The organism is Streptomyces sp. NPDC058008, from assembly GCF_042886395.1.
GTDB lineage: Bacteria > Actinomycetota > Actinomycetes > Streptomycetales > Streptomycetaceae > Streptomyces.
In genome coordinates this window covers 80,048-92,923 of sequence record NZ_JBHVQX010000025.1, presented here as the reverse complement: position 1 = coordinate 92,923, position 12,876 = coordinate 80,048, and the positions used below count along the sequence as shown (strand labels likewise).

At 73.7% G+C, this 12,876-nt stretch carries 11 protein-coding genes; 5 read left to right on the top strand and 6 right to left on the bottom strand.

Annotation, left to right across the window (positions count from 1 at the left end):
* Positions 1-58: 58 nt before the first annotated feature.
* Positions 59-1,168, top strand: coding sequence for a uroporphyrinogen decarboxylase (gene hemE / locus ACFVS9_RS24405; protein WP_383118832.1), 1,110 nt, complete (start codon positions 59-61; stop codon positions 1,166-1,168).
* A 10-nt stretch (positions 1,169-1,178) separates the two neighbouring features.
* Here hemE and ACFVS9_RS24400 read toward each other — a convergent pair whose 3' ends face one another.
* A complete protein-coding gene (locus ACFVS9_RS24400) occupies positions 1,179-2,567 on the bottom strand; it encodes an FAD-dependent oxidoreductase (RefSeq protein WP_389935400.1) in 1,389 nt (462 codons plus the stop codon).
* 49 nt (positions 2,568-2,616) lie between these two features.
* A complete protein-coding gene (locus ACFVS9_RS24395; RefSeq protein WP_389935397.1) occupies positions 2,617-3,600 on the bottom strand; it encodes a DUF4349 domain-containing protein in 984 nt (327 codons plus the stop codon).
* A 126-nt stretch (positions 3,601-3,726) separates the two neighbouring features.
* Between ACFVS9_RS24395 and hemG the strand changes: the two genes are divergently transcribed.
* Positions 3,727-5,214: a protoporphyrinogen oxidase gene (gene hemG, locus ACFVS9_RS24390; RefSeq protein ID WP_383118835.1), complete on the top strand. Its 1,488-nt coding sequence runs from the start codon at positions 3,727-3,729 to the stop codon at positions 5,212-5,214.
* Positions 5,215-5,218: 4 nt separating this feature from the next.
* On the top strand, positions 5,219-5,932 hold the full coding sequence (gene hemQ / locus ACFVS9_RS24385) for a hydrogen peroxide-dependent heme synthase (protein ID WP_389935393.1): 714 nt from the start codon (positions 5,219-5,221) through the stop codon (positions 5,930-5,932).
* A gap of 31 nt (positions 5,933-5,963) precedes the next feature.
* Here the strand turns inward: hemQ and ACFVS9_RS24380 are convergent, their stop codons facing one another.
* The 3 genes from ACFVS9_RS24380 to ACFVS9_RS24370 form a co-directional block, all read right to left on the bottom strand.
* Positions 5,964-6,821, bottom strand: a complete 858-nt coding sequence (locus tag ACFVS9_RS24380; RefSeq protein ID WP_389935390.1) for a TIGR04222 domain-containing membrane protein — start codon at positions 6,819-6,821, stop codon at positions 5,964-5,966.
* A gap of 115 nt (positions 6,822-6,936) precedes the next feature.
* On the bottom strand, positions 6,937-7,986 hold the full coding sequence (locus ACFVS9_RS24375) for a TIGR04222 domain-containing membrane protein (RefSeq protein ID WP_383113915.1): 1,050 nt from the start codon (positions 7,984-7,986) through the stop codon (positions 6,937-6,939).
* Between the two features lie 5 nt (positions 7,987-7,991).
* Entirely contained in the window at positions 7,992-9,284 is a 1,293-nt protein-coding gene (locus ACFVS9_RS24370) for a DUF692 domain-containing protein (protein WP_389935387.1), read from the bottom strand.
* A 606-nt stretch (positions 9,285-9,890) separates the two neighbouring features.
* On the opposite strand from ACFVS9_RS24370, the gene ACFVS9_RS24365 reads away from it, so the two are divergent.
* Positions 9,891-11,243: a family 43 glycosylhydrolase gene (locus ACFVS9_RS24365; RefSeq protein WP_383113917.1), complete on the top strand. Its 1,353-nt coding sequence runs from the start codon at positions 9,891-9,893 to the stop codon at positions 11,241-11,243.
* Positions 11,244-11,304: 61 nt separating this feature from the next.
* Here ACFVS9_RS24365 and ACFVS9_RS24360 read toward each other — a convergent pair whose 3' ends face one another.
* A complete protein-coding gene (locus tag ACFVS9_RS24360) occupies positions 11,305-12,075 on the bottom strand; it encodes a peptidyl-tRNA hydrolase (protein WP_383113918.1) in 771 nt (256 codons plus the stop codon).
* 73 nt (positions 12,076-12,148) lie between these two features.
* Between ACFVS9_RS24360 and ACFVS9_RS24355 the strand changes: the two genes are divergently transcribed.
* Positions 12,149-12,826 carry an AIM24 family protein gene (locus ACFVS9_RS24355; protein ID WP_383113919.1) on the top strand — a complete coding sequence of 226 codons (678 nt, stop codon included), beginning with the start codon at positions 12,149-12,151 and terminating at the stop codon, positions 12,824-12,826.
* The last annotated feature ends 50 nt before the right edge of the window (positions 12,827-12,876 follow it).

Below are 12,876 nucleotides of genomic sequence, written 5' to 3'. Positions count from 1 at the left end.
AGGGAGAGACACCCATGCGGCGTCCGGCTCGTTGCCGCTCCGTGCGAAGATTCTGTGCGTGAGTGCCAACGACCTTCCCCAAGAGCTCAGCTCCGTCCGATCAGGGGAGGGCCCGTCCTCGGGCCTGCGGACCATCCCCGCCACCCACGAATCGGCCTTCCTCAAGGCCTGCCGCCGTGAGCCGGTGCCGCACACGCCGGTCTGGTTCATGCGTCAGGCGGGACGCTCGCTGCCCGAGTACCTGAAGGTCCGCGAGGGCATCGCGATGCTCGACTCCTGCATGATGCCGGAGCTGGTCACCGAGATCACGCTCCAGCCCGTACGCCGTCACAAGGTCGACGCCGCGATCTACTTCAGCGACATCGTCGTCCCCCTCAAGGCCATCGGCATCGACCTGGACATCAAGCCCGGCATCGGGCCGGTCATCGCCGAGCCGATCCGCACCCGCGCCGATCTGGCCCGGCTGCGCGACCTCACGCCCGAGGACGTCCCGTACGTCACCGCGGCCATCGGGATGCTCACCGCCGAGCTCGGCGCCACACCGCTGATCGGCTTCGCCGGCGCCCCGTTCACGCTGGCGAGCTACCTCGTGGAGGGCGGCCCGTCCCGCAACCACGAGCGCACCAAGGCCATGATGTACGGCGACCCGGAGCTCTGGGCCGACCTGCTCGACCGGCTCGCGGAGATCACCGGCGCGTTCCTGAAGGTCCAGATCGAGGCCGGCGCCTCCGCGGTCCAGCTCTTCGACTCCTGGGTCGGCGCCCTGGCCCCGGCGGACTACCGCCGCTCCGTGATGCCCGCCTCCGCGAAGGTCTTCGACGCCGTCGCGTCGTACGGCGTCCCGCGCATCCACTTCGGCGTAGGCACCGGCGAGCTGCTGGGCCTGATGGGCGAGGCGGGCGCGGACGTCGTCGGCGTGGACTGGCGCGTCCCGATGGACGAGGGCGCCCGCCGGGTCGGTCCCGGCAAGGCGCTCCAGGGCAACCTCGACCCCGCGGTGCTGTTCGCGCCGACCGAGGCGGTGCGGGAGAAGACCCGCGAGGTGCTCGCCGCCGCCGCCGGGCTCGAGGGCCACATCTTCAACCTCGGGCATGGTGTCATGCCGTCCACCGACCCGGACGCGCTCACCCGGCTCGTGGAGTACGTCCACGAGCGCACGGCCCGCTGAGGCGCCTTCCTCAGCCCTCCTCCCGCAGGGCCGCCCGCACCGCCGACACGGCCTTGCGGGCGGCCACCAGCACCGGGTCCCAGACCGGGGAGAACGGCGGGGCGTAGCCCAGGTCGAGGGCCGTCATCGCCTCGACCGTCATCCCGGCGGTGAGGGCCACCGCCGCGACGTCCACGCGCTTCGCCGCCCCCTCGCGGCCGACGATCTGCACCCCCAGGAGACGGCCGGTGCGGTACTCCGCGAGCATCTTCACCGTCATCGGCTTCGCCCCCGGGTAGTAGCCGGCGCGGCCCGTCGACTCGATCGTCGCCGTGACGTAGCGCAGACCGACCGCACGTGCGTCCTTCTCCCGCAGCCCGGTCCTGGCGATCTCCAGGTCGCAGACCTTGCTCACCGCCGTACCGACCACGCCGGGGAAGGTGCCGTAGCCGCCCCCCACGTTGGCCCCGATGATCTGGCCGTGCTTGTTGGCGTGGGTGCCGAGCGGGATGTGCCGCGTACGCCCGGCGACGAGGTCGAGGACCTCGACGCAGTCCCCGCCCGCCCAGATGTCCTCCTGTCCCACGACGCGCATCGAGAGGTCCGTCAGCAGGCCGCCGTGCGGGCCGAGCGGCAGACCGGCCTCGCGGGCCAGGGTGGTCTCCGGCTCTACGCCGATGCCCAGCACCACGACGTCCGCCGGGTAGCGGTCCTCCTCCGTGACGACCGCGGTGACCCGGCCGTCCCCGTCGGTGTCGATCCCGGTGACGGCGGCGCCGTTGACCGTGGTGATGCCCAGCCCGTCCATCGCCTCGTGGACCAGCCGGCCCATGTCCGGATCGAGCGTCGCCATCGGCTGCGCGCCACGGTTGAGCACCGTCACCTCGAAGCCGCGCTTGAGCATCGCCTCGGCCATCTCGACGCCGATGTAGCCCGCGCCGACGACGACCGCCCGGCGCCCCGGAGCCCGGTCCAGCGACTCCAGGAGCGCCTGGCCGTCGCCCAGGGTCTGCACGCCGTGGACGCCCCGGGCGTCGATCCCGGGCAGGTCCGGGCGCACCGGCCGGGCGCCGGTGGCGATCACCAGCTTGTCGTAGTCCGTCCAGCGGGTCTCGCCGCTCGCACGGTCCAGCGCCCGTACCCGGTGCCCGGCGACGTCGATCGCGGTCACCTCCGTCCGGGTGCGCAGATCGATGGAACGCGCCCGGTGCTCCTCCGGCGTACGGGCGATGAGGTCGTCGGGCCCCTCGACGTCGCCGCTCACCCAGTACGGGATGCCGCACGCCGAGTACGACGTGAAACCGCCGCGTTCGAAGGCGACGATGCTCATCTCCTCCGGCCGCCTGAGCCTGCGGGCCTGCGACGCGGCGGACATGCCCGCCGCGTCGCCTCCGACGACCACCAGTCGCTCCGCCGCCATGCCGGGTCCCTTCGCCGCCGTGTGCAGGTCGGGGCCCACGCTACGGCGCCTAGGAGGCCGGTGTGGTTCCGGAGCCCTCCGCGGCCTGCCGCGACGTCCCGGTGCGGCGGCCGGGCAGGCGGCCGCGCAGGCGGCCGCGCAGCAGGCGCCACAGGAGCGCCAGGACGGCCGCCGCGGCCAGGAACGGGGCGGTGGCGCCGATCGCCACCATGATCCACCGCAGCATCGTCACGAACGCGTCCCAGCCGCCGCCCAGCGCGTCCAGGAAGCCCGTCCTCTCCTCCCCGGGGTCCCCGGTGTTCTCCTCCCGTTCGCCGAGTTCGAGCGTGATCGTCGCGAGCGTGGTGCGGTCCTTCAGCGACGCCTGCTGGGCGAGGAGCGACTCCAGGGCCGCCTGCCTGCTGCTCAGTTCGCCCTCCAGCGTCACCACGTCGGTGAGCTTCACGGCCTGGTCCATGAGGTCGCGGACCCGTGCCACGCTCGCCCGCTGGGTGGCGATCCGGCTCTCGACGTCCACGACCTGTCCGGTGACGTCCTTGGCGTTCGACGTGCGGGACAGCAGCTTGCCGGTACCGGCCAGGGTGCGCATCACCTCCTCGTAGCGGGCCTGCGGCACCCGCAGGACGAGATGGGACATGTCATGGGTGTCGTCGACCCGTTCCGTGTTCTCCTCGGCGACGAGCCCGCCCGCGCCCTCCGCGACGCCGCGGGCCGCGGAGACCGCCCTGGGCACGCTCTTCACCTCGATGGAGAGCGTGGCCGTCCGGATCACGTGGACGGCCACCGCGGAGCCGGGCTCCCGCGTCTTCGCGGCGCCGTCGGCGGTCTCCGCCCCGTCGGGCGCCGCCGCCCCCGCCCCGGCCGCGCCGGGCGCCGCCTTCTCGTCGGACGCCGAGTTCAGCCCCTGGCCGCCGGAGGCGCAGGCGGCGGTGGCCAGCAGGACCGCGAGCAGCCCGGCGGCGGCCAGCGCGCGGGTGCGGCGGCGGCCGGTACGGACCGGCGGATGACCGTCGGTGTGTCGTGCGTATGGCATGCGAGTCCCCCCAGGACAGGTGTCTGTGGCGCGGGTTGGACGTACGTGCCCCGTGCGGGGGTTGCCGCCCGGCGGTTTCGAAGTGGTCACGTTCATGACGCGGGACGGGTTTGAGAGAGTGGACCCATGCAGCGTCCTCCTCAGCGCGACACCACACGCACCGCCCATGCCGTCGTCATCGGCGGTGGCATCGCCGGACTCGCCGCCGCCCACCGGCTGTTGGCCTCGGGCCTCCGGGTCACCGTCCTGGAGGCGACCGCGCGGCTCGGCGGCAAGCTGATGACCGGCGAGATCGCGGGCACCCAGGTCGACCTCGGCGCCGAGTCCATGCTCGCGCGCCGGCCGGAAGGGGTCGGGCTGGCCACCGCGGCGGGGCTCGGGGACCGGCTCCGGCCGCCCGCCACGGCCACCGCCTCGGTCTGGACCCGCGACGCCCTGCGCCCCATGCCCAAGGGCCATGTGATGGGTGTGCCGGGCGACCCGGCGGTGCTCGGCGGGGTGCTCTCGCCCGAGGGACTGGCCCGGATCGCCCAGGAGCGCGACCTGACCCCGACCGCCGTCGGCGAGGACGTGTCCGTCGGCTCGTACGTCGCCGACCGGCTCGGCCGCGAGGTCGTCGACCGGCTCGTGGAGCCGCTGCTCGGCGGGGTGTACGCGGGGGATGCCTACCGGATCTCGATGCGCGCGGCCGTGCCCCAGCTCTTCGAGGCCGTGAAGGAGGGCGGCCCGCTCCTCGACGGCGTACTCCGCATCCAGGAGAGGGCCGCCGCCCGGCAGCCGGGCGGACCGGTCTTCCAGGGCATCGAAGGGGGCATCGGCACCCTGCCGGGCGCCGTGGCGGACACCGTGCGGGCCGGGGGCGGCGAGATCCTCACGGAGACCCCGGTGCTGGGTCTGACCCGGACCGGCCAGGGCTGGGACGTGCGCACCGACACCCGGGTGATCGCCGCCGACGCCGTCGTCATGGCCACCCCGGCCTGGTCCGCCTCCACCCTGCTCGCCGCCGAGTGCCCGGCCGCCTCCGTGGAGCTGGCCGCCGTCGAGTACGCCTCGATGGCCCTGGTCACCATGGCCTTCCGGCGCTCCGACATCGAGGGCACCGAGGCGCTCCAGGGCCGTTCGGGCTTCCTCGTACCGCCCGTCGACGGGCGCACGATCAAGGCCGCCACCTTCTCCAGCAACAAGTGGCGGTGGGTCGCCGACGCCGCGCCCGGCCTCTTCGTGCTGCGGACCTCGGTCGGCCGCTACGGCGAGGAGGAGCACCTGCACCGCGAGGACTCCGAGCTGGTCGCCGCCTCCCTCGGCGACCTCGCCGCCGCTGCCGGGCTCACCGCCCGGCCCGTGGACACCGAGGTCACCCGGTGGATCGGCGGGCTGCCCCAGTACCCCGTCGGCCACCTCGCCCGTGTCGCGCGGATCCGTGACGAGGTCGCCAAGCTGCCCGGTCTGCGGGTGTGCGGAGCGGTCTACGACGGCGTCGGCATCCCGGGCTGTGTCGCGAGCGCGCACCGGGCGGCGGACGAGATCCTCCGGGACCTCGGGGCACCGGCCGCGGGGGAGATCGACAACACGCCGACCCGGGTTCGGGGCGCCGGGAGCGAGGCGGGACAATAGCCGTATGAGTGCGCCAGAAAAGCTTCCGAACGCAGGCAAGAAGGCCAAGGACCTCAACGAGGTCATCCGCTACACCCTGTGGTCCGTCTTCAAGCTGAAGGACGTCCTTCCGCTGGACCGCGCCGGTTACGCCGACGAGGTCCAGGAGCTGTTCGACCAGCTCGCGGCCAAGGACATCACGGTCCGGGGCACCTACGACGTGTCCGGTCTGCGTGCCGACGCCGATCTGATGATCTGGTGGCACGCGGAGACCTCCGACGAGCTCCAGGAGGCGTACAACCTCTTCCGGCGCACCCGGCTGGGCCGCGCGCTCGACCCGGTCTGGTCGAACATGGCGCTGCACCGCCCCGCCGAGTTCAACAAGTCGCACGTGCCGGCCTTCCTGGCGGACGAGACCCCGCGCGACTACATCAGCGTGTACCCCTTCGTGCGCAGCTACGACTGGTACCTGCTGCCCGACGAGGACCGCCGCCGCATGCTCGCGGACCACGGCAAGATGGCCCGTGGCTACCCCGACGTGCGCGCCAACACCGTCGCCTCCTTCTCGCTGGGCGACTACGAGTGGGTCCTCGCCTTCGAGGCCGACGAGCTGTACCGCATCGTCGACCTCATGCGTCACCTGCGGGCTTCCGAGGCACGGCTGCACGTCCGTGAGGAGGTCCCGTTCTACACGGGACGCAGGAAGTCCGTCGCAGACTTGGTGGCCGGACTCGCATAGCCAGCGTTTCCGGTCATCCCGACCCGGAAGATCAGTTGGCGGGCAACGGCGCGTGTGACGCCGCCCGTCGTTCCAGCGACACCGGGTCCGGTACCGGGTACACATCGGCCGACGGCCGGCGAACCGTCGTGGCCCGCGGGGGAGTCAGCCATTCCTCCCCGCGGACCGCCGCACCTCGCCGGGTCCGGCCGATGTGTCCCGGGCCGCACGACTCCGCATGACACACCGGGGCCGGCAGCGAGTCCAGCCAGCGCTGCCCGGACGGGGAGGCCCACGGGCTGGACGGATGGTTCTCCACCCGCGCTATGGCCAGGCAGCCCAGCGTCAGGACCAGCGGGAGCCCGAACCAGGCCGCCACCGGGCCCGCGTACCCCGTCTCCTGACCGGGCATCAGCGCGGAGGCGGCGGCCAGGACCACCACCAGCACCGCCGTGCCCCGCACGGCCCGCACCGCCGACTCCAGGCTCGTGCGGGTCCCCTGCGGTACGGCGAGCCCCGCCGCGACGAGGCGGTCGGCGAGGGAGCGTACGGCCTCGGCCGCCGCCGCGGCGGCCCGGGTCGGGGCTATCCGGGACTGACCCTCCGGGCCGATCACCCGGATCACCGTGCGCTCGACCTCGTCACGCCCCTCCGGGTCGACGACCGTCGCCCAGCCCGTGCGGGCCAGCAGCAGCCGGTGGCGCAGATGCATGGAGACCAGGGCGAGATCGGCCACCCGCTGGGGGCCGCCGGCCAGGAACGCCGTCTCGTAGAGGGTGAGTTCGGGGGTGACGGGCGCACGCGCGGGACCGGGGTCCCGCCGCACGGCACCCGCGGTGACGAGACACAGCCGGATGCAGGAGACGGCGGCCGCGCCCCACGCGACCAGAAGAAGCAGGACCCAGAGCATGGCGGATTTCTATGCGAGATCCGTGGGGGGACGCCATGGCCTGTTCACGATATGGACACATTCCACGCACGGAAGGTCGCAGGTGGCCGAAACCGTTCGCGCGTCAGGCCCCCGCTCAGGTACCGCCTCCGCAACTGGACCCCCCGCCGCAGCTCGAACCGCCCCCGCAGCTGGAGCCGCCCCCACAGCTCGACCCGCTGCTCCCGCAACCGGACCCGCTGCTCCCGCAGCTCGACCCCGAGCCGCACGTGGAACCCGTCCCCGAGTCGCCGCCCCCGCCGCTGGAACCGCCGCAGCCCCCGCCGTCCGGGCCCACCCCCGCGCACCACACCACCGGCACGAGCGTCACGGCGGCGGCCGAGGAAGCAGCGGCGGCCGAGGGCCTGGAGAACGACGGGGAACGTCCGCCGCGCCCCTGCGCGGCGGCGGCCACCAGCTGCGCCCGGAGCTCGGGGTCGCGCAGCGAGCGCAGCCCCCGGGTGGCCACGTCATGGGCCGGATCGTCCGTGTGCGCGTGGGCCGCCCGGTAGGCCTCGGCGGCCCTGCGCCCCGGCTTGGTGAGCCGTGCCTTGACCGCACCCGCGGTGGCCAGGCCGAGGACGGCCCCCACCAGGAGTGCGGGCAGCACCTTCAGGAAGAAGGGGAACGGAATGTCCTCGTACCCCTCCTGAAGCGCGTACTGCGCGACCGTCAGGGCGATGGCGGCCGGGAACCCCACGACGCAGGCGATGCCCTGGACGAGCGCCCAGGCGCGGTGCGCCCGCCGCGACCCGGGCGTGACCAGCAGCCCCCTGGCGGCCAGACCGTCCCCGATCTCCTGCACCGCCGGATGCCGCATCACGGCCTCCCGCAGGGTGTGCAGGGCGCCGCTCGGGGCCGCCGCCAGCTCCTGGAGCACGGCGCGCTCCACGGGGTCACGGGCCTCGCTCCGCCGCACCGTGACGATGCCGGGGCCGCCGACGGCCAGCCGCCCGTCCGCGTGCATGCGGGTGAGGGCGGTGTCCACCACCCTGGCCGGACCGCCGTGGAGGAACGCCGCCTCGTGGAGGTCGTGCACCTGTGGCGTGGCGCCGCCGTCCCACGGGCCCGAGCGGCGCGTGGAGACGACCAGGAGTACCGAGGAGACGGCCACGGCGAGCGTCACCAGCAGAGCGAGGGTGTTCATCGCGGTCACCTTCCGAGGAGTGCGGTACGGGCGGCGCGGACCAGGCGGGTCCCACGGCGCGGCGGACGGGGGGCGGCACGCTCCTGCCACCAGCGGGTCAGCCGTCGGCGGGCGGCGGCGTCGGCCGGCCTGTCCGTGACGAGCAGGTGCTCGGCGAAGCCGAGCGCGTCACGGCGGTAACCGGCGGACATCGGCCTGTTCCTGGCGTACGCCAGGAACTCCTTGCGGTAACCGTCGCCGAGGATCTCGGGCAGCTCCGGGGCGACCTTGGCGACGACACCGGCCCGCTTCGCGGCCAGCGCCCGGCTCTGCACCCGCAGGCGCCCGGGGTCGAAGCCGTCCGGTGCGGGGGTGCCCGCCACCAGGTGCGAGAGCAGCGCGGTCTGCGCCACGGCGGTCCGGCCACGCGCCCCGTCCGGACGGGACGACGGCTCCGGCACCCGGGCGGGACGGGCCCGCCCGGTCAGGGGCACCGCGCCCGCCGCGGCCGGCGTGGAGCGGATCGCGTCCAGTTCGCGCGCCAGCTCCCCGGCCGGGGGGAAGTCGTCGTCGCGCTCCAGCAGGACCCCCGGCGGGTCGACCCGGGAGCGGAGTTCGGCCAGCACGTCCAGGACGGGGCGCGTCACAGGGTGGGCGTGCGTGTCGTGCCAGACCCCGTCCTTCTCGACGCCGCCCGCCACATGGACGTACGCGATGGCCTCCACCGGCAGTTCGTCGAGGGCCGCCGCCGGGTCCTCGCCGCGGTTGACGTGGTTGGTGTGCAGGTTGGCGACGTCGATCAGCAGCCCCACGCCGGTGCGCTCGACCAGCTCCGCGAGGAACTGGCCCTCGGTCAGCTCCTCGTCCGGCCAGGAGATGAGCGCGGCGATGTTCTCCAGGGCCAGCGGTACGGGCAGCGAGTCCTGGGCGATCCGCACGTTCTCGCAGAGCACGTCCAGCGCGTCCCAGGTCCGGGCCACCGGCAGCAGATGGCCCGCCTCCAGGTCCGGGGACGCCGTCCGCGGACCTCCGGCGCGTACGAACGCGATGTGCTCGGTGACCAGCGGCGCGCCCAGCAGGGTGGCGCGCGCCGCCAGGCCGGCGAGACGGCCGGGGTCGGGGCGGCCGGCCCCGCCCAGGCCCAGCGAGACGCCGTGCGGGACGACCGTCACGCCGCGCTCCCTGAGCCGTACGAGGGAGTCGGGGAGGTGGTCCGCGCAGAGGTTCTCCGCGACCGCCTCGACCCAGTCGATCCCCGGAAGTCCTTCGACGGCGTCCGCGATCTCGGGCCGCCAGCCGATACCTGTCCCCAGCCTCATGATGTCCCCTCCCCGTCCCCGTGCAGGGGTCATGGCCCCGCCGGCCGCCGGCGAACCCGCAAGGGGGGACGTTCAGAGGTGAATTTGAGGTTCCCGGCCAGGGCCGGAATGTTCCGTTATCCGATCGTGATGCTTCCGGAGGGGTGTCCGGAACCCCGCCCACCTGCGCAGACGCGGAGCCGCGCGGATGTGCCGACGAGCCGGACGGTCCGGATTAATTCCACAGTCTGTTGACGTAGATCAACAGCCGTTCGCATGCTGATCGACATGCCATCCAAGGACGGCCCCGCGGCTCGCTCGTGGCGGGGCGTGACGCGCGCGGCCCGCGACGGCCGGGCGGCGGTGCCGTGTCCGCCCGGAGCGGGACCGGCGGCCCCCACGGGCTGTCCGGGGCCACCGCGCACGGGCACGGCCCCGCGGACCCCGTAGCCCGCCCGGCACACGCGGGCGTCCGGCGGGGAGAGCGGCCCCGCCCCGAACGACCCGAGCCGGTCCGACCGGAACCGGCCCGCACCCGGGCCCGGTGATCCGGCATGCCCGCCCACGGTCCCTCCGGAGGGCCGCCGGAGCCCCGGTACCCCGGACGAACGAAGGAGAACGTGACCGATGACCAGTACCGAGAACCGGCCGCACCTGGGACGCCGTTCCCTGCTGACCCGTGCCGCCGGTGTGGGCGCGGCGGCGGCCCTGCCCGTCGCCGCCGTACCCGCCGCGCAGGCCTCGGCCGCTCCCGCCCCGGCCGCGCACACCCCGGCCCCGGCGAAACGGCGGTACCCGGCGAACTGGCCCGACCCCGAGACCTACGGCCTCGCGGACACCCGGCCGGACCTGTGGCCCCGCGACGACAACTCCTTCGTCCTCCCGCTGGAGCTGCGCCCCCGTGACAAGGAGCGCGGGGTGGTCTGGATGCGGGACACCTACGTCAACTGCTTCGTCGTCGACGGCCGTCCGCTCTACGTCGCCACGGGCACCACCCGGGTGCCCGGGCTCGAAGCGGCCGGCCCCTGGAACGACGGCATCTTCGTCTGGACCGCCCGTTCGCTCAAGGGCCCGTGGAAGCTGGCCGACACGACGCGGATCCGGCCCGGCGCGGAGAAGGGCAAGGTGTGGTCGCCCGAGTTCAGCGGCGAGAACCGGCCCGGGCGCACGGTCGTCGCCCCGTGGCAGGAGTACTGGTACGACGAGCAGTTCGGCAAGCGCGGCCAGGCGTGGGCCCCCGAGCTGCACCACTTCCGGGGGAAGTGGTACATGGTCGCGTGCATGGGCGACCACTCGAAGAAGGTCGGCTCCTTCATGCTCGTGAGCGAGGGCGGGGTCGAGGGCCCGTACCGGCTGATCGAGGGCAACCTGGAGAAGCCCTTCGGGGACTCGTTCATCGGCGGGCCGAGCTTCATCGCCCCCGGCGCCTACCACCACATCGACGGCAGCCTCTACTCCGAGGGCCGCGACGCGTGGCTGGTCCTGCACAACAACCTCTACGCGAAGTTCCGCGGCGACATGGAGGACATCGTCCCCACGACGAACCTCCCCGCCTTCGAGCAGACCCCGTACACGCCCGAGCCGTACCTCGAAGGCGCGTACGTGTTCAAGCACGGCGGGAAGTACTTCCTCCTGCACGCCGCCTGGGACCGGACCTCGGTCAACGCCGACGGCACCCCGCGCCACGCCTACGACGTGGGCGGCACCGGCCGCGTGCAGTACCAGTACGACGCGGTCGCGGCCGTCTCGGACCGCTTCGAGGGCCCGTACTCGCAGCGCTGGACCGTCGGTGTCGGCGCTGGGCACAACAACTTCTTCGAGGACGCCGACGGCGACCTGTGGGCGACCTTCTTCCGCAACCCGAACTTCGGCTACTGGTCCAACCCGTCGCGTCTCGCCGACGCCGCCGTACCCGGTGTCGTCCGGGTGGAGTGGACCGGACCGAAGGGCAACCGCCTGTACGCGCGGCGCCGCGACTGAGTCCGGCGCGCTCCGGAGCCGGGCCGCCGGTTCCGGAGCGCGGGCGTACCCGGCCCCCGGATCAGCGGCGCAGGGCCGGGTGGTCGGCGACGACCGTGCAGGACCCCGGCGCGATCTCGGTGAATCCCGCGTCCCGCACCACCGGCAGCCCGCCCGCGGTGAGCGCGCGCCAGCGGGCGGGGTCCGGGGTGGCGACGGACAGCGGGAACCCGGCCTCGCGCCACGCCTTGCGCTCGGTGTCCGACAGCTCCCACCAGGCGAGCTGGGCACCGTGACCGGCCTGGGCCATCGCCTTGCCCGCCGACATGCCGACCTCCGGGTTCATCCAGAGCACCGGGCCCGCGGGACCGGGTGCGGGCGGGGCCTCGGGGTCGTCCAGGTCCGTGCCCGACACCTGGAGCTTGGACAGCTCCTTGGGCCAGCCGTCCAGGGGTACCGGCGGGAACACCCTGACCTCGGCGCGCACGCCCGTGACCGTGATCCCGGGCAGCGCGGACGCCTTGCGCCACTCCGCCCCGCGCGCCCGCCGCACCACCTTGCGGATCCGGGCGTCCTGCCAGTCGCGCACGGCCCGCGCCCACTCGCCCTCGCCCTCGCTCCCGATCTCGTCCGCGCCGAGCGAACGGGGGTCGGAGAGGAGGGTGAGCACCGCGCGGGCGGCCGTGACCAGGGCGTCGTTGCGCGCCGGGGGATCCGCCTTCTCGATGTGCACCACCAGCGGCAGAACGAACTGCGGAGCCTCGTCACGGGACGTCGGCTCCGTGCGGAACGGGCTGTCGGAGGGGGCCGGGGACCCGGCGGGAAGGGGCTCGGGAATGCTGTCGCTGCTCACGCCACCAGTCTGCCAGGCAGCCGCGACGACGACTCCTTGGCGGAACGAAGGGCTCCGGGCGAGGATGCGGGGCATGAAGAGCGACCTCTTTTCCAGTGAGCACATGGCGCAGCCCGCCACCGCCCCCGGCATGACCCTCCAGAACGCCAAATCCATCAAGTACGCCGTCAACGGCGAGATGCACGCGCGTCAGGGGTCGATGATCGCCTTCCGCGGCGACCTCCGGTTCGAACGCAAGGGCCAGGGCATCGGCGGCCTGCTCAAGCGGGCGGTGACCGGCGAGGGACTGGCCCTGATGGCGGTCACGGGACAGGGCGAGGCGTGGTTCGCGCACGAGGCGGCCAACTGCTTCATCGTGGAGATGGAGCAGGGCGACGTCCTGACCATCAACGGCCGCAACGTCCTCTGCTTCGACGCGAGCCTGTCCTACGAGATCAAGACCGTGAAGGGCGCGGGCATGACCGGCGGAGGCCTCTTCAACAGCGTCTTCAGCGGATACGGCAAGCTCGGCCTGATCTGCGACGGCCACCCCATAGTGATCCCCGTCACCGCGCGGCAGCCGGTGTACGTCGACACGGACGCGGTCGTCGGCTGGAGCGCCCAGCTCTCCACCTCGCTGCACCGCTCGCAGAGCTTCGGCTCGATGGTGCGCGGCGGATCCGGCGAGGCGGTCCAGCTGATGCTCCAGGGCGAGGGGTTCGTGATCGTACGCCCCAGCGAGCTCAAGCCGGAGAAGCAGTCGGCCGGCTGATCGCGCGGGGAGCGGGCCGGCGGAAGGCCTCCGGTCCCGGGGCCGGTGCC